Source organism: Rhodococcus sp. IEGM 1305, from assembly GCF_030058635.1.
Taxonomy (GTDB): Bacteria; Actinomycetota; Actinomycetes; order Mycobacteriales; family Mycobacteriaceae; genus Rhodococcus_F; species Rhodococcus_F opacus_D.
The window spans coordinates 24,966-45,504 of the sequence record NZ_JASHKX010000008.1 but is presented as its reverse complement, the minus strand read 5'-3'; the positions used below and the strand labels follow the sequence as shown (position 1 = coordinate 45,504).

Genomic DNA, 20,539 nt, shown 5'->3' with positions numbered 1-20,539 from the left:
TCCAAGGGATGGTCGGATCGTGCTTCGTTGACAGGTACAACTCTGCCCACTCCAACGCCCGAACTGAACCACCCCTCGGGGGGCTTCGCGGCACCCCTGGGAGTGGAATCACCCCACCCTCACGGAGATCGATCGCGACCTACCGACTGCCGGAATCCGTTCTTCAGAGCCGGTTCGGACCCGAACCTTCCACGGCGAGTTGGTCTTCGGGATTGAGCAGATAGCACGCCTTCATCGACAGGCAACCACACCCGATGCATCCGGTGAGCTCGCGTTCGAGACGCTCGATACGCTTGCGCTGATCCTCGAGCTGCACCCGCCACAGCTTCGACACGCGCTGCCAGTCGCGGATCGACGGCATCCGGTCGGCCGGGAGCGTCTCGAACACCGCTCCCACGTCGGCCAATGGAATCCCGAGCCGTTTGGCCACCACGATCAGCGAGATCCGTCGGAGCATGTGCCGTTCGTACCGGCGTTGATTCCCGGATGTCCGCGTCGACGCGATCAGTCCGAGCTGCTCGTAGTAATGGAGCGCCGAGACGGCCACACCGGTCCGACGCGACACCTCCCCCACCGACAGCAGATCCTTCGGATCCAATGACATCACATCCGCCCCTTGACCTCGAGTCCACTCGAGATTTTAGCGTGGTGTGCATGACATCGACCGCCCCGTCACCGGCCAGCTGGTCCGAGCTGCTCGGACCCCGCTACCGCTCCACCTCCGCCGTCCTCGCCGGCGGCGTCGGACTGCACGCCGTCAACATCTTTCTGACGACGAGCCTGCTGCCCACCGCCATCGGCGAACTCGGGCGCGAATCGCTGTACGCGTGGAGCGCGACCGTCTTCATGGTGGCGTCCGTGATCTCGTCGATGACCGTCAGCCGGCTGCTCGCACATCGCGGGGCGCTCGGTGCGTACCTGTTCGCGCTGGCTCCGTTCTTCGTCGGCACGATGATCTGCGCCGTGAGCCCTTCGATGGAGGTGCTCCTCGTCGGACGAGCGGTCCAGGGGCTCGGTGGGGGCCTGCTCGCGGGGCTGAGTTACGCGGTACTGCGCGAGGCGCTACCGGAGCATCTGTGGGCCCGTGCAACCGCGCTGGTCTCGGCGATGTGGGGCGTCGGGACTCTGGCCGGACCGGCGATCGGTGGGCTGTTCGCGCAACTCGGCCAGTGGCGTCTCGCGTTCGTCGCCCTGGCAGTGGTCGCCGCCGCCATCGCCGTGATCGCGCCCCGGGCGTTGCCGCGCACCGAGCGTGTGCGTGGCGGAGAACCCGTGCCTGCCACGTCGCTCGTCCTGCTCACCCTCGCGACGATCGCGATCAGCGTGGCGAGCATCGTCGGCAACGGGACCCACATGCTGGCCCTGATCGCGGTCGGGGCCGCATTCATCGTTCTCTTCCTGGCCTGGGAGCTGCGGTCACCGCGCCGGGTGTTGCCGCAGTCGACGTACACCCGGGCGTCGTCCCTGAAGTGGATCTACCTCACCATCGCGGTGCTCGCGTCCGGCACCGTGTCGGAGGCCTTCACACCGCTGTTCGGTCAACGGCTCGCCGGACTGGTGCCGTTCGCCGCGGGATTCCTCGGCGCCATGATGTCGGTGGGATGGTCGGCGACCATGATCTTCAGCTCCGACATCTCCCGCCCGCGGGCGCAGACGGCGGCGAAGATCGCCGGACCCGCGGTCCTCGCCGCCGGCCTGCTCCTCACGGCGGCCCTCTGGCGTGACGACGCCGGACCGGTCACGGTGATTCTGTGGGCGGGCGCCCTGGCCGCCGCAGGTGCCGGAATCGGCCTCGCCTTCCCGCACCTGATGGTCGCCGCCATGCGGACTACCGACGACGAGCAGGAGGGAGCGAAGGCCGCGGCCGGGCTCAACACGGTCGAGTTGATCGCTATGGCCGTGGGGTCAGCGGTCGCCGGTGTGCTGGTCAATCTCGGTGCGCCCTCGGCCCTGGCCTCCGCACGACTGCTCTTCCTCGGCCTCGGCGTCATCACGGCGGCCGGCGTGTTCACCGCGTACCGCGCGACCCGGCAAGCCGAGCGCGAGGACGCCGGACCGCCCTACGTCCGCGACGCGAAGTGAGCTGCGCGACGCAGAATGTCGTGGGCGCGGGCGAGTTGCGGCGGATGTCCGCCGTGGGTAACACGACTGCCGTCCGCACCCAGACGCGCGATCGTCGTTTCGGCCCAGGAGATATCGTTCGAGTCGGGTGCCAACGCGGTGTTGATCACCGGCACCTGCTCAGTAGCGAGGGTCAGTTTTCCGGTCATCCCCATCTCACGGCCCAGACGCGTGTCGTCCCGGACGGCCTCGGCGTCGAGCGACAGTGTCGGTCCGTCGATCGGGGCTCCGATCCGGGCCGCCCTGCTCGCATTGACGATCCGGGATCGGGCGTACGCCAACGCCATCGGGGTTCGCCCGGCACCGGTGTCGCGGCAGTAGTCGCCGATCCCGAACGCGAGCCGAGAGACGGGAGCGGTGCGAGCGATGTCCTCGGCTGCCACGATCGCGGCCGCGGACTCGACGAGGGCGACCACCGGAACACCGGGAATCTCTTCAGCGGTGTCCCGTACCTGTTCGGGCGATTCGGTTTTCGACAGCATCAGCCCGCGCAGTCCGGGCAGATCGCGGATCGCGTCGAGGTCGCGCTGCCAGTGCGGGGTGGTCGCGTCGTTGATCCGCACCCAACCTGCATTCCGTGCGAGCCACTCGGCGGTGCAGGCCCGCCCCTCGTCTTTCGCAGCGAATGGCAAACCGTCCTCGAGGTCGATGATCAGCGAGTCGGCGCCGGACGCAGCCGCCGCCGCGAGGACCTCGCTCCCGACTGCAGGAACCAGAAGCCAACTCCGCGCCATTGCGACGCCGACCTCACTGCGCTGGGCTGTCTCGACACTCATTCTGTTCTTCCCTCGGCCATACCGAGAAGTCTGCGCGCGGCCGGTAGGCGACGCACTCGACGAAGCGGAGTGCGCAGACGGTGTCCGGTCACCGCTTCGTCAGGTGCGCCTCACATCCCGGCAGTCCGCCTCAGAAGTCGAAGCCCCAGGAGGCCGGGTTGAAGACGACGCGGTACCAGACGTTGGTCGGTTCATCGAACGTGCACGGCACGATCACGACTCCCGACGTCTGTTCGAGAGCCGCGGCCTTCCCGCAGAAGTACTCCGCGCCTTCACCGGACGTCTCGGCCCGGTAGACGGGGCCGACGTGCCAGGGTTCCGCACTCGCGGTTCCGGCACCGACGGTGGCTCCGAGGACGAGGGGTGCGGACAATATCCCGACCAATGCTGCGGAACGCCGAGCGGACTTCTTCTGCACGAGATCTCCTTCGTAGGCGACGACACGACAGTTCTGTGTGATTAGTTCGCACAAGAACCGTCGGACGTTACCGGGGAGCCGACGCCCGCTCCTCGAACACCTGACCCGACCCGCTCTGCTCGGCAAGTTCACGCGCGCTGTTCAGCGCTTCCTGGGCCGCCGCCTTCACCGCCGCCTTCACCGCGGCGGAATCGTCGACGGTCGCAGGCGCTTCGACAACATCCGGGGTCCCGACAACATCCGGCGTCTCGGCGAGGTCAGGAGTCTCGACAACATCCGGCGTCTCGGCGAGGTCAGGAGTCTCGACAGGGTCAGGAGTTTCGACAGGGTCAGGAGTTTCAATGGCAGGTGCAGGTGCAGGCGTGGTGTGGGGTACCTCGACGGGCGCTGTGCCGCCCTTTTTCAGATACTGTCCGCACACGGGCCATGCGCCGGGGCCCTGGGTCTTCAGGACGTTCTCGGCGACCCGGATCTGCTCGGCCTGGCTGGCTTCCGAGGCCACTCCCGTTCCACCGTTGGCTTTCCAGGTTTCCGGTGTGAACTGCAGTCCGCCGTAGAACCCGTTTCCGGTGTCGGTGGTCCAGTCACCGCCGCTTTCGCACTCGGCGACTTCTTCCCAGTCGTGCGGGGCGCCTCCGGCGGTTCCGGCGCCCAGCCCGAGCAGAACGGTGACGACCGCGCCGATCAGGGCGATCCAGCCGAGGGTGTGTTTCTCCATGTTGCGAGTGGTCATGCTGGCTCAATCCTCTCCGCGCGTGCGGACGCGGCGCGCCGGCGACAACGCCTCGGTTGTCGGCCGTCCCTTTCGGTGCCTCGTCCCGCGCCTCGAAGGTGTCGGGATTACGAACCCGCGTCGGCAGATCTGCAGCGGCGGGCCCCCGAACGTGGCCTCCTCCCGAAATTCACACGGCATGAACAAGGTACGGATGTTCGACTATTGAGAAACGCGAGTGAAAATTGTGCTGTTCTGAGGTTTCGTTACCGTTTCGACGTCATGTCGTGACAAGTCCGTAATACGTCTGACGGGGAGCCGAATGCCCCAGCGGCTCACCCGTTCCCGCTCTGCGGCGTGGTCCCGATTTCGACACGGCCCGGTGCGACGAGCCCGCCGCGGCCCGTAGTCGTGGCAGCACCCTGTCCGGACGGCCCATCCCGACGAGATGAACAGCCCTCGCATGCAAGGCATCTCGGAATCACCAACCGAGACGGCGACAGATCAGGGAAGCACACCCTGTCGCAGGACGTCCACGACAGCTTCCTACCTTCTGCGCACCTCCTACTTGCCCACGGGATTGCGCATGTACGACTTGACGGGCTCGACGCTCGGCGACAGCCGGTCGGCGAATCGCGGGGTCTCGACGTGTCGTTCACCGGCACTCTCATATTCGGCGTACCCACCTCGGAGGGTAGCGGTGCCGGAGTGATGTTCCATAACGTCGTCTTGGGCGGGTATCGCCCGTCAGAGCACCTTCACCACATCTCGGAGGTTCCCAGTGTCCGGACCGACCCTCTCGCCCGCGAACCACACACCGCTCAGTCCGCTGCGCTTCCTGGAGCGCTCGGCGACGGTGTTCCCGGATCGGGTCGCCGTCATTCACGGCGACCGCCGCTACAGCTATCGCGAGTTCGGCGACGAGGTCGAGAGACTCGCCCGGGCCCTGCGGAGCCGGATCGAGCCCGGCGACCGCGTTGCGTTCCTGTGCCCGAACACCCCCGAGATGCTGTTCGCCCACTTCGCGGTGCCCCTCGCAGGTGGCATCTTCATCGCGCTGAACTGGCGGCTGGCGGGCCGTGAACTGGAGTACATCCTCGAGCACTCCGGGACGAGCCTGCTGTTCGTTGACTCCGAACTCGTGGGATCCGTCGCGACCGCCCGCGACACCGTCCCGAGCCTGCGCGAGGTAATCGAGATTCCCGACTCAACGATCGCGCGGCCGGTAGTCCCGGAGGGGATCGCGACCGGGATGTACGCCGACTTCCTCGCGGACGCACACGCCGTGGACGACATCCCGCTGCACTGGGGTGTCGATGACGAACAGCAGGTGATCGCGATCAATTACACGTCCGGAACCACCGGGAAACCGAAGGGCGTGATGTACACGCACCGCGGCGCCTATCTCAATTCCCTCGGCGAAACGTTCCACAACGGCTTCACCGGATCCACCAAATACCTGTGGACGCTGCCGATGTTCCACTGCAACGGCTGGTGCACCCCGTGGGCGGTCACGCAGGCCGCCGGCACGCACATCTGCATGCGCGCGGTGCGTGCCGACGCGATCTGGGACGCCATCGACACCCTCGGGGTCACTCACCTGTGCGGCGCTCCCGCCGTGTGCTCCACAATTGCCGAAGCGCCCCAGGCACATCCGGTTGACGCCCTGCGGATCACCACCGCCGCGGCGCCGCCGTCACCGACGGTGATCGCCCAGTTGGAGGCGATCGGCGTCACGGTCGTCCATGTGTACGGGCTGACCGAGGTCTACGGGCCGTACACGATTTGCGAGTACCAGGAGTCGTGGAGCGAGCGCACCGCCGAGGAACGCGCGTCCCTGCTGTCCCGGCAGGGCGTGGGCATGGTGCAGGCAGAGAACGCCCGCGTCGTCGACGCGCAGATGAACGACGTCCCCGCCGACGGCGAGACCATGGGCGAGATCGTGCTGCGCGGCAACAACGTCATGCTCGGCTACTACCGCAACCCGGAGGCCACGGCGGAAGCCTTTGCGGGCGGCTGGTTCCACACGGGCGATCTCGGCGTCTTGCACCCGGACGGCTACATCCAGCTCAAGGACCGCGCGAAGGACATCGTCATCTCCGGCGGCGAGAACATCTCGACCATCGAGGTGGAGCAGGCATTGATAACGCATCCCGCCGTACTCGACGTCGCGGTCATCGGTGTCCCACATCCCAAGTGGGGCGAGCGACCCAAGGCATTCGTCGTTGTGAGGAAGGGGGCCACGGTCACGGCTGAGGAACTCGTCGAGCACACCCGTGGGCGTATCGCGAAGTTCAAGGTGCCCGATGAGATCGTCTTTCCCCTCGAACTCCCCCGCACCCCGACCGGGAAGGTCCTCAAATTCGAACTTCGAAACTCGAATTGACTGTCTCGCAGGAAGCGCGTGGGCGCGAAAACGGAGAACAAAACCTTCCAGTCGGATTTTTATGTGGCATCGTAACGATCCATGGGGGAACCAGGAGTCGACGCGATCGCCATCTACCACGCAGCGGGCCACCGGGTCACACCGATGGTGGCGCTCGACTACAGCGTCGAACCCGGCATGCGACAACCCCTGCTGCGAAGGTTGGCGGGGCGCGGATGGCGGGATCCCAGCCCCGTCTTCGACGGCGTCGACGGCGTGACCTCGGCGGTGCTGTCGTTGCGTTCGGTCGACGGGCGCACCCTGTTGATCGAGGACGACACAGACGTCCTCTTCGAGGGCGTGGTCGAGCCCCCGCACGGGTGGATCGACCACGTTCGAGCCCTCGGCGCGGTCGGCGTGGTCGCCGGGGCGGGCATCACCTCGACGCCCGGCTGGGAACGGCAACTCCCCCGGTTTGCCCGCGAGAGCGAACTGCTCGGTTCCGTCGCCACGGTCACCCTCACGAACGCCTTCGGCAGGGAAGATTTCAACGCCTTTGCATACGAGGTGATCTCGGCATTGCGGCCGGCACTGCCTCCCGCGGCGCTGGACGATGCGGGCTTCGCGCTCGAGGACGACCGGCCCCACCGCGCGGTCATCGAGGTCGTGGCAAGTGCGGCGAGACACCAGGTGGTCGTCCCCGCACGAATCTTCGACATAATCCACCGCCGCGCCACAGACCGCACATCGTTCGGGTGGAGGGACTCCCGAACACTGAAGCGGCTCCTGCGAAAGGTTCGCACCGCCGAACGCGCACCGTCCGCTGAACTCTGAAGGACGCTCGCTCGATACGACGAGACCTGCCCCGGGCCGCGGGCGCCGATGGACGCGACCGAGCTGGGTTCGCGCACGTGCATGACGGCCGGTGCGGCGCTGTGCAAAACTCGGAGGGGTACGTACGAACGTGCTGCGCCGGACCATTGTGATGCGGAGGGCGTCATGTCCCGATCGGTTCCCGGAGGTGCTTCGGACGACGCGGAGCACGCGGCATACGCGCGTGTGCGCGCCGGCCAGGTGAGTGCGGTCCAGGCCGCCCTCGAGGATCACCTGGGACGCCTGGACTGGTCGAGAGATCAGATCGAGCGCTACCGAACCGACCGGCTGCGGGCCCTCCTCGCGCACGCACGCGAGCGGTCACCATTTCACGCCCGGAGACTTCGTGATCTCGATCCGTCCTCGGCCTCGCTCACCGACCTGGCAACGCTGCCGATGATGACGAAGCGGGACGCTCAGGACGAGTGGGATGCGATCGTCACGGTGCGCGACCTCGATCGCGAACGTGCCGAACGGATTCTGGCCGAGCAGCAATGGTTTTCGTACACGTCGGGCGACGAGCAGATCTTCAGCTCGGGTGGGTCCAGTGGTGTCCGGGGCGTCTACGTCTGGGATTGGCAGTTCTACGTTTCGGCGGCGTGCCTCGCCTGGCGGGTACAGGCGCGCGAGGAACGGCGGGCGTCGTCGGTGCGGTCTCCCGCGCGGCTGGCGGTGCTGGCGGCCGGTGTCCCCCCGCATGCGAGCACACCACTGTTCGATGTGCCGACCGCACCGGGAATGGAGACCGTCGTGATCCCGGCGGGCGCACCGTTCGACGAGATCGTCGCCGCGGTGGCCGCTGCCCGGCCCACGCATCTGGTGGGCTACGCGACGGTCATCGGGCGACTTGCCCGAGCCGCGGTGGCGGGTGATCTGGAGATCAGTCCTGTGCGCGTGAGCACAAACTCCGAACCCCTGCTGGAGGAGGACCGGCAAGCCATCCGCGACGCCTGGTCGGTGCCGATCCACAACCTCTGGGGGTCGACCGAGATCGGCGTTCAAGCCGTGGGTTGCGGATACGGCGAGGGCCTGCACGTGTGCGAGGACGAGGTTGTGCTCGAGCGTGTCGATGACAGTGGTGCTCCGGTCGCAGCCGATGTGCCTGCGGCGCGAACCCTCGCGACGGGTCTGGCCAACCGCACGTTTCCCTTCATCCGGTACGACCTCGGAGACCAGGTCACATTGCTGCCCGGTAGGTGCGCGTGCGGAAGCGCGTTCGCGCGCGTCGCCGACATCGGTGGGCGGCGCGACGACGATTTACGGTACGGAACCACGATCGTGCCCGCAAGCACTTTTCGCTACGTCCTCGGTGCAGATCCGCGGATTTCCGAGTACCAGGTCCGACAGACCGTCGACGGAGCGGAGATCTTCGCGGTCGGCGAACCCGACGTCGCCGCCCTGACGTCGGCTGTCACGGCGGCATTGCGCCGGCAAGGTGTGGCCGATCCGCAGGTCCGGATCGAAGTGGTCGACCATCTGCAGCGTCATCTCACGAGCGGAAAACTGCAGCGGTTCATCGCACTGCGATAGTCCGCAAATGCCTCGCGGAAGGCAAGGGGTCGACGATCTGCACCCCAGGGTGTCTGTCGTCACGGCCACTCGGGTCAGACGATGGTGATACACGATCACCCAGTCGAGGAGCAACGATGACGGATACGGATTTCGGGGCGGTCACCGAAAACGCTGCGGGCGCATTACCTGCCGCCACAGATCTGAATCGGGTTCACGCCGAGATCGCTCGCCTCGACGCGGAGATTCTGGACGCGGTCAATCGCCGTCTCGCTCTCGCGCAGCTCGCGGCCCGAACCCGGGTCGAGTCCGGAGCGCCGATGGTCGCGCTCGGCGGCGATACGGACGTGATCCGCCGCTATCAGGACGAGCTGGGCCCCCGCGGCTCGCTGCTGGCCCTGGAATTGCTCCGGCTGGCGAGGCCACCCTTCTCGTCGACGTACCGAACTCGGTAGCCCCACCCATTCTCACCTCGGTCGATACCGAGCACGAGAGCAGTGCCCAGCAGTCGTCGTGACGCTGGGCACTGTTCGCCTGTCCAGCGCAATCCGGGTGCGCCGGATCCGGCCGCGTCACCGCAAGCGCCCCCACCCGATGTCGGCGGCATCACCACACCGGACCCGCCGACGGCGGATGCGACCGCGGCTGTCGAGCTGAAGGCGGCACTCGAACAGCTCCGCGACGCCCAGCGACGGGGCGACTTCAGTGCGTTCGGTGCCCCCCTCGACCGCCTCCAGCACGCGGTCGATGCCTACCTCACCTCCGGGGATGACGGTCACCGCCCCGGCCCATGAGAAGCAGTTCAGGCGTTCACCTCACGCAATTCGGTGGTCGGTCCTTGTTCGCCGGCGGTGCCGTCGTCGCCGTTGTCCGACTGCGCCGTGCGCCCACCGCGAGCAATGAGGCGATCGAGCGAGAGAGCGCCGGCGCCGAGGAAGATCATCAGGAACAGGGCCCAGCAGAAGATGGCGGAGAGCTCACCGTTGTTCTGGATGGGGAGGACGCCGTCCGGCTGATGACTCCAGAAGTAGGCGTACGCCATCGAACCCGAGGCAATGAACGCGGCGAAGCGCGTCCCCAGGCCGAGGAACAACGCGGCGCCACAGACGAGTTGGATGACTGCGCCCCACCAACTCGGCCAGGCGCCTACCGCTGCGGTGTGCCCTCCATGAGGTGCAGTCGGCCACGCGAACAAGGTCGACGTGCCGTGGCAGAAGAACAGGAAGCCGATAACCACACGAAAAGCCGCGATGGCGTAGTCGACGCTGGGGCCGTGAAGGCGTGAAATGCTCTTAGTTGTCACATCGCAGAAGATAAGGCATGCCTGCCCTAATCTCTGCGCTACCGCGTGTATGGGACACAGTCACGTGGGAAAACTGACCTAATTGTGGCGAGCATCACATTCATCGTCGTGCGGTCCCGGGATTCACTCACCGCATTCGGTCACCGGCCGAGCCAGTTCGGGTGCATCGTGAAGTCCATGCGTGATTTCCGATTCTCGTTCAACATCTTCGGCTTCGAATCCCGCGACGCCCTTCTCGACCGATGTCGACTCGGCGAGAGCGCCGGCTACGACACGGTGTTCGCCGCGGACCATCTCGGCGCCCCGGCCCCCTTTCCGCTGATGGTGGCCGTCGCCGACGCCACCTGCTTACGTGTCGGAACGCTGGTGCTCAACGCACCGTTCTGGAATGCCGCCCTACTCGCCCGCGAGATCGCGACGACGGACGTCCTCACCGACGGAAGGCTCGACATCGGACTCGGTGCCGGACACATGAAGTGGGAGTTCGACGCTGCGGGTATCGAATGGAAAGCCCTCGTCGGACGGGTCGCACAGTTGTCCGAGATGGTCGATGACCTACGCACCTTCTTCACCGGGGATCTCGACGAACTACCCGAGGGCCGCGCCCTGCCACGACCGTTGCAGCGGCGCGGATTCGGCGGCTCGGGCCCGCCGCTGATCATCGGCGGCACCGGCGACCGGGTGCTGCGGATCGCAGCGGCCCACGCAGACATCGTCGGCGTCGCGGGGGCATTTCAGATCCCGGGCCGACCGCCGGGCACCTTCCGCCTCGCCACCGCGGACGAGACCGCCGAACGAATTCGCTTCGTACGGACACACGCCGGAGCGAGAGCCGAAGACATCGAGTGGCATCTACTGGTCCAGATGGTCGTCGAGACGGACGACCGCCGGGCCGCGGCCAATGAGATCGCGGACCAGCTCGGTGGGACGATGACGGTCGACGACGTCCTCGACACCCCGTATGTCCTCGTGGGAACCGTGGAGGAGATGGCCGAGCAACTCCGACGCCATCGGGAGCGCTACGGTTTCTCGTACATCACCGTCCACGAACCGTATCTGGAGCTGTTGGCGCCCGTGATCCGTCAACTCCGCGAACAGAGTTGACGGACAACGACTCACGGTGTGTTGATGTATTCCTGGATGGCCTGCTGCGCCCGGGGGTTGCCCTGTCCGATACCGACGATCGCGCCGGTGATCGCCCCGATCGGTGTGCCGATGATGCAACCGGCGAGACTGCCGGGGAACATCGAGATACATCCGACGCCGAGACCCATGAGCGCGCCGATCGCCGTCCCGGCCGCTCCCCCGTTGGCCCAGCCGACGCCGAGCTCGTTGAGCATGTTCTCGAGCGCCTTCTGCTTGTCGACCTCGTGCCTGCCGGGGATCGCCAGTGCAGGCGTTCCCGTGTTCGGTAGGACTGGGTCGGCGTGGGCCGTACCCGCCCCGAGTGTCACCGTCGCTGCGACGAGGACCGACGCTGCCGATTTCTTGATCAAGTTCATCGCGATCCCACCCTGCTGAAGAAGGAAAAACCGGTTCCGACTGTAACCTGCGGCTGCATCATCGGTGGCGAAACCGCGGCATCGGAAGACTACCTCGGCGATCGCCCGCCCGCAGGGGCGCCGACGAACGGCGCACGATGGCATCCGGCCCCCAATCAGGGCAGCGATTCGGGCAAACCGAAGGGGTCGAAATGCTCCGGCCCGAGGAACGAGGTCAGGTCCGCGATCTTGGTGCCGCGCAGGGTCAGCACGGTGATCGACCAGCGCAGGTGGGTGCCGGCGTCTTCGTCCCACAGGTAGAAGGCGACGGCGGGCTGACCGTTCGCACAGACCGGGAGGTGACGCCACGAACCGCACCCCGTGAGCGGGACCCGGACCGCGAAATCGGTGACCGTGTCGAGACCGCGGTACCAGTGCGCCATCGGCGGCATCGACCACGTGACATCCTCCGTCAGCAGGGCAACGAGGGCGTCGGCGTCACCGCGTTCCAATGCGGTGGAGTACCCGGCGACAATGGCACGCAGACGCGTGTCGTCGATCTCTCGCAAAGTTTGCGCCTGCGTCACCGGCGGAATCTTCTCGGCGATGATCGCCCGTGCCCGCTGCAGCGCGCTGTTGACCGACGCCCTCGACGTGTCCATGGTGTCGGCGATCTCGGCGGCGGAGAAGCCCAAGACTTCGAAGAGCAGCAGGGCCGCCCGCTGATTGCCCGGCAGATGTTGCAGTGCCGCAACGAATGCCAATTCGACAGCCTCGCGTTGCTCGTAGCGTGCGGCCGGCCCCGCCGAACCGGCGGTCAGACCCGCGTCGGCGTAGGGCCCCAGCCACGCCACGTCCGTGAGCGGGACGTCCCCGATGACAGCACGATCACTGGACGGACCCAGGTCGACGGGTAGCGCCCGCCTACCGCGCGATTCGACAGCGTCCAGGCATGTGCGCGTCGCGACGGTATACAGCCAGGAGCGCAGCGTGCTCCGACCTTCGAACCGCGCAAAACCCCGCCACGCCCGCAGCAGGGCATCCTGCAGAGCGTCGTCGGCGTCGTGACTGGAGCCGAGCATGCGGTAGCAGTGGGCGTGCAGTTCGCGGCGCAACGGTCCGACGAGGCGGGTGAACGCGGCATCGTCTCCGTCGCGCGCCCTGGCCAGGTCGGCATCCTCGGCGTCTGCCGCGCCGGGTGTTCGTGCGGACATGTCGGTCACAAGGGACGATTCTGCCCGACCGCCGGCGGCCGCACCGGCGACCGACGAGACCTGCCCGCGGTAGACGGGCCCCCGCGGTCGATCTCGAGCATCGGACCGTGGCACAGCGCACCGCATCACCTGGTGGTGGTCGGAGCCGGTGTGGGCGCCAGCGACATCCCGGCGTAGACCTCGTCGAGAACGGTGGGGAGCATAGCGTTCGCCGTGGTCTTGCCCTCGGGTGACAGGGTCAGATTCGTCCAGATCACCAGCGTGACGTCGTTGTCCGGGTCGTAACCGATGAACGAGTTGAAACCCGGCAGCTCACCGCCGTGGTAATACATCGACGCGTTCGGCCCGAAACGCTGATAGCTGATGCCGTACCCGTATTGCTGCCCGTCGGGTGCGCTCGGATCCTCGGGTTGCAGGCTGTGGAGCCACTGCTGCTGGTACTCGGGATTCAGGACATTGCCCGACACCAGGGCCCGGATCCACGTGGCCAGGTCGTCTGCCGTGGAGATGGCGCCACCGGCAGCGGTGGCGTAGGAGGAATTCTGGTTGGTGTAATCGAGGGGTTGGAGCGTTCCCGCGCGTGCGGCGGCCTGCATGTCGGCGGGATACTCCTCGTCGACCATCGCGTAGGACGATTCGCCGTACATGTAGCCGTGCGAATAGCGATCCGGGATGGTCGCGGCATCGTCGGCGGCGGGAAGCGAGGTTTGCTGCAACCCGAGGGGACCGAACAATCGATCCCGGAATTGCGCGGCCAAGGGGCGCGCGCCGGCCTTCTCGGCGATCAGACCCAGCAACGCGTAATTCGTATTGCTGTACTCGTAGGAAGTGCCCGGCGGGAATTCCGGCGGGTGCCGGAACGCGATATCCAAGACCTCTTGCGGCGTCCAGGCCTTCGCCGGGTCGGTATCCAGAGTGGCCGCGAACTCGGGCGAGTTCGTGTAGTTGTACAGCCCACTGCGCATCGTCAACAGCTCTGCGACGGTGATGTTCTCGCCGTTGGGCACATCCGAAACGTAGGTGGACACCGGGTCGCTGAACTCGAGCTTCCCGTCCTGGGCGAGGAGCACGGTCAGCGCCGCAGTCATGGTCTTGGTGTTCGACGCGATCCGGAAATGGGTGTGTTCGTCGGGCGGCGTCTGCGCGCCCAGTTCGGTCGTACCGACCACGGCGTCGACGTTCCCCTGGGGGGTGCGGAGCTGCACCACCGCGCCGGGTACGAGCAGCTCCTCGGCCGCCGCGTTCACAGCGTCCTGGAATGCGGCCGGGTCGATGGGTTTCAGCGCCGACCCCGTTGGTGCGGCGGCGGTCGTCGAGGCGGGCACTGCACCGTTCGACGTCTGCGAGGTCGTCGGATCGGAAGTGGTCGAGCAGCCCGCGATCGCGACGGCAACGCCCACCGCGAGCGCAGCGGCGCGGGTGGTATTCAGTGTGCGGCACCGGCGCCCTCCGACCGTCCGGCTCGCCACGTTCCCCACCGGAAAATTCCTCATCGTCGGCATCACCGCCTCTGCGGCAGAGTCCGATACCGCGCCGATGAGCGGTACCAGCTGGGCAGATCTCCTTGTGCATCCTAACCCCGATGCCCGCCCGCTCCTTCGACTTCACCGGAACAATCTCCCGCGGAAGAAACATACTTCTCCACCTTCACGATGGGCCCCGAGGAGACAGGATGCGGGCACCGCACTGACAGCCGATCACCGGTTCACCTCCTCAGACACCGCTCATCATCACCCGCAACAACCCGCACAGACGAACGCGGCGCCGGAGATCCGCCGCACCTGCAGCGCCCACTAAATCCGCTCCCGTTTCAAGAATGGTCGCGAGGGTAATTGCGGTGTATGGGCGCACGAGTGAGGACAAGCGGCCGGAGCACACCGGCCAGGCCTGACCGTGGAGGCACTTCCTCTCACAGCAAGACCACGGACAACGACAAGCCGATGGCCACCGCCACGGCGGCGACAGGTCGATCACATCAGACTTCGAAGAAGTCGACGCCGCCCGCCGGCGCAGCCTCGGGGCGGCTGCCACGAAGACGACCGTTGCCCCCTAGGCGACCGGCAGCCGAAAAATCACCCTCCACGTCACGCCACAGCGCCCCCGGGAGAAGGAAACCGGCACCCCGAACGGACCGCCCCGACGCCACGAAGCCGACGGCCCGGAAGCGTCCCCGAGACACCGGGTCCCACGTAACGGCGCGCCCTCGGTCCACCACGCCGACTCGTCAGCGCAGGCCTGACCCGATCTCGCAGGAGACCGAACGCGGACTGTTGTCGCGGTCGGTCGAGGCGGTCATCGCATGGCTTAAAGACCACGTTCACCGGCTCATGGACGCGATTCGAGAACGCGGCGACACGGTGACGCAGAATATTCGGCAGAAGTTCAGGGAATGGATGGACACGCTCGTCGATACGATCGCACAGAGCGACGCGGGGATCAACGCCGTAATTGCAGGCATTCGGGCCGCCCTGACCGGCAAGAATCCTGTGTGGGCCGCGATCAAAGCGCTCGTGTCCGGGTTGAGCGGCAAGGCCAAGGTCGCCCTGGTTCTCGTCCTGGTCCTCGGGGCCCTGCTCGCGCCGGTACTGCTCGTGGTCCTCCTGCTGGTGCTCGTTGTCGCGGCGCTGGTGGCGGCGGTGCGCGCCGCCGCCGAGTGAATTCCCCTAACCTTCTCCGTGAACAGGGTTGCTGCTGAGGCACATTCGATTTTCGGTGCCAATCCGCAATCTCGAGACAGTCGACGTGGATGCGTGGCCGCGGAAAGCTGCCCGAACCGGATTTTCTGGTGGTGGTTGAGTGTCCCGCAGCTGGGGTAGTCGACAAGCGGCGCCCCATACCGCGCAGGGTTTTGCGAGACATTGCCGAGGACGGTTCTGCCACACATTGCCGAAGTGGGCGAGCGGTGCGCCGGCGACTACTCGGTAAAGGGGTTCGACGATGAAAACCAAAGGTCAGGTGGCATTGGCCGTCGGCGCAGGATACATGCTGGGCCGTACACACCGAATGAAGATGGCACTGATGCTCGCGGCCGCGGGTGCGACCGGACGCTTCCCCGGCGGGCCACGCGATTTACTGGAACGCGGTACGAAGATGCTCGCGAGCTCCCCCGAGTTCGCCAAGATCAGCGACTCGGTGCGCGAAGAGCTGGTCAGCGCGGCGAAGGCCGCAGCGGTCACCGCCGCAAGCCAACGCATCAATTCGCTCAACACCCGCCTCCTGTCAAGCGGCGGAGAAGTCGTCGGCGACGTGGGCGACACCGTGGACGACACCGCGAGTGGTGTCGGCAATTCCGTAGGCAAGCTCAGCAGGCTCGGAAAACTCGGTCGCAAGCGACGCGGCCGGTCCGAGGACGAGGAGTACGACGAGTCCGAAGTCGAGGAAGAGCCGGACGAACAGTACGCCGATGAGGAAGACGAGTACGAAGAGCCCGACGAGGAAGACGCTGCCGACGAAGATACCGCCGACGAGGAACCCGCCCCACGCAAGCGGCCCGCCGCGCGTCGACGGACTTCCAGCAACGGTAGCTCCCGGCCGACCAGCAGATCGCGGAGCGCGAAGTCCGACGAGGATGACGAAGAGGCCCCTACCAGGGGCCGCAAGACACGGGCGAAAGCCACGACTAATTCTGCGCCCGTCCGGCGCGGCGGACGGTGAGCACGATGACGAACGCCGCGAAGAAACTGCGAGAAACTGCGCCGGGTGACGGCAACGGATCGTCCAGCGTGCTCCAGGAAGCAATGCAGAAGCTGGTCGGCACGGTGGCCGAAAAAGCGCTCTCGTCGGTCTCCGACAAGGTGCAGGGTGCGTCCGGACGGCTCACCGACTACGCCGAGGGTGGCGGCGGAAGCCTGCTGTCCGCGGTCACCGGCAACGGCAACGGCAACGGCAACGGTGACGGTGACGGTGACGGGGACGAGAAGGGCGATGGCAAGTCACTGTTCTCCGGGTTGACGGACAAGGTGAAGGAGACGGCGTCGGATGTGAAGGACGCGGTCACTGGTGGTGGCGGTGGCGGTAGCGGTAAGGGCAAGAAGCTCAAGTTGACCAATATCGTCGAAACGATCGATGTCGGTGTCCCGGTCCAACTGGCGTATAACCAGTGGACCCAATTCGCCGACTTTCCCTCCTTCATGAAGAAGGTCGAGCGGGTGGAGCAGGAGGCGGACGAGAAGCTCGAGTGGAAGGCTCAGATCTTCTTGTCGCACCGGACCTGGGAAGCGTCGATCATCGAGCAGGTCCCGGATGAGCGGATCGTGTGGCGTTCGAAGGGTGCCAAGGGTTTCATCGACGGGGCGGTGACGTTCCACGAGGTGACTCCCGATCTCACGCGCATCGTTCTGATCCTCGAGTATCACCCGAAGGGATTGTTCGAGAAGACGGGAAACCTGTGGCGTGCACAGGGACGACGAGCACGGCTGGAATTGAAACACTTTGCACGCCATGTCATGACACAGTCCATTCTCCATCCTGACGAAGTCGAGGGCTGGCGTGGAGAGATCCGGGACGGCGAGGTAGTCGAGCCCGAAGAGGACGAGGCGCAGCCGGAGGAGTCGGAAGAGCTCGAGGAAAGCGACGAGGCCGAGGGCGAGGGCGAGGAGCCTGAGGACGAAGAAGCCGAGGACGAAGAGGCCGAGGAAACCGACGAAGGCGAGACCGAGGAAACGGATGAGGACGCCGGCGAGGAAGCAGACGAGGAGGAAGAAGCAGAAGCACCCCCGCCGCCGAAACGCCGAGGTCGCCCGCGCAAGACCGCGGCTGCCGCTGAGGATCAGGCCCCGAAACGGCGAGGTCGCCCGCGCAAGACTGCCGCGAAGACGGCGGGCTCGCGACAAGGAGCACGGCGATGACGGCGATACAACCGGCGGGGGGAGGTGGCGGCGGAGTCAGCGGCGGTCCCAGCTCGAGTAGCCTCGCCGACGTCATCGACACCATCCTCGACAAGGGTCTCGTCATCGACGCCTACGTGCGTGTCTCGCTGGTCGGCATCGAACTGCTGACGATCGACGCACGCGTCGTGGTCGCCAGTGTCGACACCTACCTGCGGTTCGCGGAGGCCGTGAACCGGCTCGAAATCGGCAGTGGCGAGCCGAAGGGCCTGACGGATCTCGTCGGGGACGTCACCGAGGGTGGTGCCAAGTCGAAGACCAAGGGCGCACTCGAGTCCGCGGGTGAGAAACTCGGCGACATCCTCGGCGGCGGGCAGGAAGAACCTGAGCGCGAACGGGTTTCGCGCAAGTCCACTCGAGGGGACAAGTGATGTCTACGTCAAACCAGAGCACCGACGCACCCGACGAGCCGCGCACCAGCGGTGTCTACGTGTACGGAATCGTGCCTGCCGATGTGGAAGCCGAAGAAGACGCGGTCGGCGTGTGTGACGGACCGGTCAGCACCGTCAAGCACGGCGACATCGCGGCGCTCGTGAGCGAAATTTCAGTGGACAGACCGCTCGGCAAGCCCGAGGACCTCCGAACCCATGCGCACGTGCTGGACGGCACGTCTCGGGTGGCACCGGTGCTCCCGCTTCGTTTCGGGGCGGTCATGACCGATGAGGACGCCGTCGCGGAGGAGTTACTCGCGGCACACGCCGAGGAGTTCGCCGCCGCGCTGGAGGAACTCGAAGGCCGGGCACAATACGTCGTGAAGGGACGATACGTCGAGGAGGCGATCCTCCGGGAAATAATCGAAGAGAACGAACAGGCGAGCAAGCTGCTCGGCACGATCCGAGATCAGCCCGAGGAGACCACCCGCGACGCCCGGATGGCCCTCGGCGAGATCGTGGGCAACGCCATCGAGGCCAAACGCGACGAAGACACCCGGAAGGTGGTCGAGGCACTCGACTCGCTGTCCGACTCGGTCAACGTCCGGGAACCGACTCATGAGGAGGAGGCTGCGCAAGTAGCCGTCCTCGTCGAAGTCGCGCGGCAGGAAGAACTCGAGAAGGCAGTGGGAGAACTGGCCGAGCAGTGGGACGGCCGAGTCGACATGCGCCTGCTCGGACCGCTCGCCGCCTACGACTTCGTGGTGACGCAGAAACCGGAGGGCTGACCGATGGGTCTGCTGTCGTTCATCGCCACCCTGCCACTCGCCCCCGTTCGCGGGGTGATCTCGCTGGCCGAGTTGATACAGCGACAGGTCGAGGAGGAAGTCCACAATCCCGCGAGTGCGCGCCGCGCTCTCGAGGAGCTGGAGGACGCCCGTGCGGCAGGCGAGATCTCCGCCGAGGAGGAAGAGCAGGCACAGCAGGCCATCCTCGATCGAATGACCGGAACAGCACATCCCACCGGTCCGGAAAAGGAGTGACGGGCGATGGCAGAAGAGGAGCCACCACCGTTGCCGGCACCCGAGATCGCCGAGATCGCGACGCGTGACATTGCGCAGTTGACCGGCAAGAAACCACTGGGTGCGACATCGGTCATGCCGACCGACGACGGCTGGACGGTGGAGGTGGAGGTAGTCGAGGACCGGCGAATACCGTCGTCGACGGACATGCTCGCGATGTACGAGGTGGTGTTGGATCTGGACGGAGAGCTGTTGTCCTACCGTAGAACCCGCCGCTACATCCGCGGTGTCGGTGACAGCGGGAGCGCGCAGTCATGACGATCGCCGGCGGCGGCGCGAGCAACCTTCCGCAGAGTTCGGGCGGCGGAATGGGCGGTGGGCACCAGTCGACGAACCTCGGCGAGATCCTCGAGCGGGTACTCGACAAGGGGCTCGTGATCGCTGGAGACATCCAGGTCAACCTGCTCGACATCGAACTGCTGACCATCAAGGTGCGACTGGTGATCGCCTCGCTGGAAACCGCGAAGGAGGTGGGCATCGATTGGTGGGAGCACGACCCCTGGCTGACCGGCAGGAACAGCGACGTCGAACTCGAGAACCGGAAGCTGCGGGAGCGGATCGCCGAACTCGAGTCCGGCAGGTCTGTTCGCCCTGCCGTCGAGGCCGCCGAAACGGTCGAGGTGGAGGCGAAACGTCAGGAGCAAGACGATGACCGCGGATGACGGTGTCTGGCTCTACAGCATCACCACCGACAGCATCGGCGACGCACAACTCGCCGGGGTCACCGGCGTGGCCGGCGAGCCGGTCCGCGCGGTGGCATCGGCGGGTCTCGTCGCGGTGGTGGGGACAGTGAGCCTGAGCGAATTCGGGCAGGACCCGCTGCAGCGCAACCTCGAGGACCTCGACTGGCTTGCGGCAACCGCGAGAGCACACGACGCGGTGGTGGCTGCCGTGCTACGCCACGGTCCCACCGTTCCATTGCGGTTGGCGACCCTCTACCTCGACGACGATCGCGTTCGCCTCCTCCTCGACGAACGACAGGAGCAGTTCGGCGCAACGCTGCGTCGGGTGACCGGACGAAGCGAGTGGGGTGTCAAAGCGTACGGAGACGCGAAGGCTTTGGCGCAGAACGTGAAAGAGGAGCCTTCCGCGACGGGTACTGCGGGCAAGGGGACCGCGTATCTCCTGCGTCGTCGTGCGGAGTTGAGCGCACAGCAAGACGTCGAACGCCGGGCGGCCGGCCACGCGGACGAGATTCACTCCGCGCTCCGGGGCCATGCCGTCGACGGGGTTCGACGGCAAGTCACCGATCCGGTGCTGACCGGGAAACGGGCCTGGATGATCTTCAACGGCACCTACCTCGTGGACAACGCACGGGTCGACGACTTCGCTGCGCTCGTGTCGGCACTCGACACCGAACGCCCGGGCATCACACTGGATCTGACCGGACCGTGGCCGCCGTACTCCTTCGCCGGGATCGACGGGTGA

The 20,539-nt window shown here is 66.3% G+C and carries 24 protein-coding genes; 16 read left to right on the top strand and 8 right to left on the bottom strand.

All coding sequences use genetic code 11. The annotated features are described in order from the left end of the window. Positions 1–163 precede the first annotated feature (163 nt). Positions 164–604 carry a redox-sensitive transcriptional activator SoxR gene (gene soxR / locus QM693_RS15225; RefSeq protein WP_280784468.1) on the bottom strand — a complete coding sequence of 147 codons (441 nt, stop codon included), beginning with the start codon at positions 602–604 and terminating at the stop codon, positions 164–166. Between the two features lie 50 nt (positions 605–654). On the opposite strand from soxR, the gene QM693_RS15220 reads away from it, so the two are divergent. After that, positions 655–2,082 carry an MFS transporter gene (locus QM693_RS15220; RefSeq protein WP_283352773.1) on the top strand — a complete coding sequence of 476 codons (1,428 nt, stop codon included), beginning with the start codon at positions 655–657 and terminating at the stop codon, positions 2,080–2,082. Here QM693_RS15220 and QM693_RS15215 read toward each other — a convergent pair. From QM693_RS15215 to QM693_RS15205, 3 genes are all read right to left on the bottom strand, one after another. Then, positions 2,061–2,897 carry an HpcH/HpaI aldolase/citrate lyase family protein gene (locus QM693_RS15215; protein WP_283352772.1) on the bottom strand — a complete coding sequence of 279 codons (837 nt, stop codon included), beginning with the start codon at positions 2,895–2,897 and terminating at the stop codon, positions 2,061–2,063. The two genes, QM693_RS15220 and QM693_RS15215, sit on opposite strands and share 22 nt — an antisense overlap. A 130-nt stretch (positions 2,898–3,027) precedes the next feature. Then, entirely contained in the window at positions 3,028–3,315 is a 288-nt protein-coding gene (locus QM693_RS15210; protein WP_280784471.1) for a hypothetical protein, read from the bottom strand. 67 nt (positions 3,316–3,382) lie between these two features. After that, positions 3,383–4,048 carry a transglycosylase family protein gene (locus QM693_RS15205; RefSeq protein ID WP_283352771.1) on the bottom strand — a complete coding sequence of 222 codons (666 nt, stop codon included), beginning with the start codon at positions 4,046–4,048 and terminating at the stop codon, positions 3,383–3,385. Between the two features lie 760 nt (positions 4,049–4,808). On the opposite strand from QM693_RS15205, the gene QM693_RS15200 reads away from it, so the two are divergent. From QM693_RS15200 to QM693_RS15180, 5 genes are all read left to right on the top strand, one after another. Then, a complete protein-coding gene (locus tag QM693_RS15200; protein WP_283352770.1) occupies positions 4,809–6,413 on the top strand; it encodes an AMP-binding protein in 1,605 nt (534 codons plus the stop codon). 81 nt (positions 6,414–6,494) lie between these two features. Further along, positions 6,495–7,226, top strand: coding sequence for a hypothetical protein (locus QM693_RS15195; protein ID WP_283352769.1), 732 nt, complete (start codon positions 6,495–6,497; stop codon positions 7,224–7,226). Positions 7,227–7,391: 165 nt separating this feature from the next. Beyond that, positions 7,392–8,795 (top strand): phenylacetate--CoA ligase family protein, encoded by a 1,404-nt coding sequence (locus QM693_RS15190; protein WP_283352768.1) that lies wholly within the window; start codon positions 7,392–7,394, stop codon positions 8,793–8,795. Between the two features lie 116 nt (positions 8,796–8,911). Further along, entirely contained in the window at positions 8,912–9,229 is a 318-nt protein-coding gene (locus tag QM693_RS15185; RefSeq protein ID WP_283352767.1) for a chorismate mutase, read from the top strand. A 42-nt stretch (positions 9,230–9,271) separates the two neighbouring features. After that, the gene (locus tag QM693_RS15180) at positions 9,272–9,568 is read left to right on the top strand and encodes a hypothetical protein (protein WP_283332513.1); all 297 of its coding nucleotides are present in this window, start codon (positions 9,272–9,274) and stop codon (positions 9,566–9,568) included. 8 nt (positions 9,569–9,576) lie between these two features. Here the strand turns inward: QM693_RS15180 and QM693_RS15175 are convergent, their stop codons facing one another. Continuing rightward, positions 9,577–10,077, bottom strand: coding sequence for a DoxX family protein (locus tag QM693_RS15175; protein ID WP_283332514.1), 501 nt, complete (start codon positions 10,075–10,077; stop codon positions 9,577–9,579). A gap of 177 nt (positions 10,078–10,254) precedes the next feature. Here QM693_RS15175 and QM693_RS15170 point away from each other — a divergent pair, with 177 nt between their 5' ends. Beyond that, on the top strand, positions 10,255–11,181 hold the full coding sequence (locus QM693_RS15170; protein WP_283352766.1) for an LLM class F420-dependent oxidoreductase: 927 nt from the start codon (positions 10,255–10,257) through the stop codon (positions 11,179–11,181). Positions 11,182–11,192: 11 nt separating this feature from the next. Here QM693_RS15170 and QM693_RS15165 read toward each other — a convergent pair whose 3' ends face one another. The 3 genes from QM693_RS15165 to QM693_RS15155 all read right to left on the bottom strand — a co-directional run bounded on the left by QM693_RS15165 (position 11,193) and on the right by QM693_RS15155 (position 14,097). Then, positions 11,193–11,579 carry a hypothetical protein gene (locus QM693_RS15165; protein ID WP_105421643.1) on the bottom strand — a complete coding sequence of 129 codons (387 nt, stop codon included), beginning with the start codon at positions 11,577–11,579 and terminating at the stop codon, positions 11,193–11,195. Between the two features lie 155 nt (positions 11,580–11,734). Further along, complete coding sequence (locus tag QM693_RS15160) at positions 11,735–12,781, bottom strand: sigma-70 family RNA polymerase sigma factor (RefSeq protein ID WP_349307501.1); 1,047 nt, start codon at positions 12,779–12,781, stop codon at positions 11,735–11,737. A gap of 116 nt (positions 12,782–12,897) precedes the next feature. After that, on the bottom strand, positions 12,898–14,097 hold the full coding sequence (locus QM693_RS15155; RefSeq protein ID WP_283352825.1) for a serine hydrolase domain-containing protein: 1,200 nt from the start codon (positions 14,095–14,097) through the stop codon (positions 12,898–12,900). Positions 14,098–15,129: 1,032 nt separating this feature from the next. Here QM693_RS15155 and QM693_RS15150 point away from each other — a divergent pair. From QM693_RS15150 to QM693_RS15110, 9 genes are all read left to right on the top strand, one after another. Beyond that, positions 15,130–15,429, top strand: coding sequence for a hypothetical protein (locus QM693_RS15150; RefSeq protein WP_283352764.1), 300 nt, complete (start codon positions 15,130–15,132; stop codon positions 15,427–15,429). Between the two features lie 280 nt (positions 15,430–15,709). Continuing rightward, positions 15,710–16,426: a hypothetical protein gene (locus QM693_RS15145; protein WP_283352763.1), complete on the top strand. Its 717-nt coding sequence runs from the start codon at positions 15,710–15,712 to the stop codon at positions 16,424–16,426. A gap of 5 nt (positions 16,427–16,431) precedes the next feature. After that, on the top strand, positions 16,432–17,619 hold the full coding sequence (locus QM693_RS15140) for an SRPBCC family protein (protein ID WP_283352762.1): 1,188 nt from the start codon (positions 16,432–16,434) through the stop codon (positions 17,617–17,619). Beyond that, positions 17,616–18,029: a gas vesicle protein GvpJ gene (gene gvpJ, locus QM693_RS15135; RefSeq protein ID WP_005246459.1), complete on the top strand. Its 414-nt coding sequence runs from the start codon at positions 17,616–17,618 to the stop codon at positions 18,027–18,029. The genes QM693_RS15140 and gvpJ overlap by 4 nt, the downstream gene beginning before the upstream one ends. Beyond that, positions 18,029–18,817 (top strand): GvpL/GvpF family gas vesicle protein, encoded by a 789-nt coding sequence (locus tag QM693_RS15130; RefSeq protein ID WP_280784482.1) that lies wholly within the window; start codon positions 18,029–18,031, stop codon positions 18,815–18,817. The genes gvpJ and QM693_RS15130 overlap by 1 nt, the downstream gene beginning before the upstream one ends. A gap of 3 nt (positions 18,818–18,820) precedes the next feature. Beyond that, on the top strand, positions 18,821–19,072 hold the full coding sequence (locus QM693_RS15125) for a gas vesicle protein GvpG (protein ID WP_280784483.1): 252 nt from the start codon (positions 18,821–18,823) through the stop codon (positions 19,070–19,072). A gap of 6 nt (positions 19,073–19,078) precedes the next feature. After that, entirely contained in the window at positions 19,079–19,369 is a 291-nt protein-coding gene (locus QM693_RS15120; protein ID WP_280784484.1) for a gas vesicle protein GvpO, read from the top strand. Continuing rightward, the gene (locus tag QM693_RS15115) at positions 19,366–19,773 is read left to right on the top strand and encodes a gas vesicle protein (protein ID WP_283332520.1); all 408 of its coding nucleotides are present in this window, start codon (positions 19,366–19,368) and stop codon (positions 19,771–19,773) included. Before QM693_RS15120 ends, QM693_RS15115 begins: the two co-directional genes overlap by 4 nt. Beyond that, positions 19,760–20,539, top strand: coding sequence for a GvpL/GvpF family gas vesicle protein (locus tag QM693_RS15110; RefSeq protein ID WP_283352761.1), 780 nt, complete (start codon positions 19,760–19,762; stop codon positions 20,537–20,539). Before QM693_RS15115 ends, QM693_RS15110 begins: the two co-directional genes overlap by 14 nt.

Coding starts and splice junctions, on each gene's coding strand:
- gvpJ (WP_005246459.1), top strand. CDS start 17,616: ATGACGGCGATACAACCGGCGGGGGGAGGTGGCGGCGGAGTCAGCGGC.
- QM693_RS15115 (WP_283332520.1), top strand. CDS start 19,366: ATGACGATCGCCGGCGGCGGCGCGAGCAACCTTCCGCAGAGTTCGGGC.
- QM693_RS15195 (WP_283352769.1), top strand. CDS start 6,495: ATGGGGGAACCAGGAGTCGACGCGATCGCCATCTACCACGCAGCGGGC.
- soxR (WP_280784468.1), bottom strand. CDS start 604: ATGTCATTGGATCCGAAGGATCTGCTGTCGGTGGGGGAGGTGTCGCGT.
- QM693_RS15185 (WP_283352767.1), top strand. CDS start 8,912: ATGACGGATACGGATTTCGGGGCGGTCACCGAAAACGCTGCGGGCGCA.
- QM693_RS15215 (WP_283352772.1), bottom strand. CDS start 2,897: ATGAGTGTCGAGACAGCCCAGCGCAGTGAGGTCGGCGTCGCAATGGCG.
- QM693_RS15130 (WP_280784482.1), top strand. CDS start 18,029: ATGTCTACGTCAAACCAGAGCACCGACGCACCCGACGAGCCGCGCACC.
- QM693_RS15220 (WP_283352773.1), top strand. CDS start 655: ATGACATCGACCGCCCCGTCACCGGCCAGCTGGTCCGAGCTGCTCGGA.
- QM693_RS15120 (WP_280784484.1), top strand. CDS start 19,079: ATGGCAGAAGAGGAGCCACCACCGTTGCCGGCACCCGAGATCGCCGAG.
- QM693_RS15205 (WP_283352771.1), bottom strand. CDS start 4,048: ATGACCACTCGCAACATGGAGAAACACACCCTCGGCTGGATCGCCCTG.
- QM693_RS15190 (WP_283352768.1), top strand. CDS start 7,392: ATGTCCCGATCGGTTCCCGGAGGTGCTTCGGACGACGCGGAGCACGCG.
- QM693_RS15170 (WP_283352766.1), top strand. CDS start 10,255: ATGCGTGATTTCCGATTCTCGTTCAACATCTTCGGCTTCGAATCCCGC.
- QM693_RS15165 (WP_105421643.1), bottom strand. CDS start 11,579: ATGAACTTGATCAAGAAATCGGCAGCGTCGGTCCTCGTCGCAGCGACG.
- QM693_RS15145 (WP_283352763.1), top strand. CDS start 15,710: ATGAAAACCAAAGGTCAGGTGGCATTGGCCGTCGGCGCAGGATACATG.
- QM693_RS15140 (WP_283352762.1), top strand. CDS start 16,432: ATGACGAACGCCGCGAAGAAACTGCGAGAAACTGCGCCGGGTGACGGC.
- QM693_RS15110 (WP_283352761.1), top strand. CDS start 19,760: ATGACCGCGGATGACGGTGTCTGGCTCTACAGCATCACCACCGACAGC.
- QM693_RS15125 (WP_280784483.1), top strand. CDS start 18,821: ATGGGTCTGCTGTCGTTCATCGCCACCCTGCCACTCGCCCCCGTTCGC.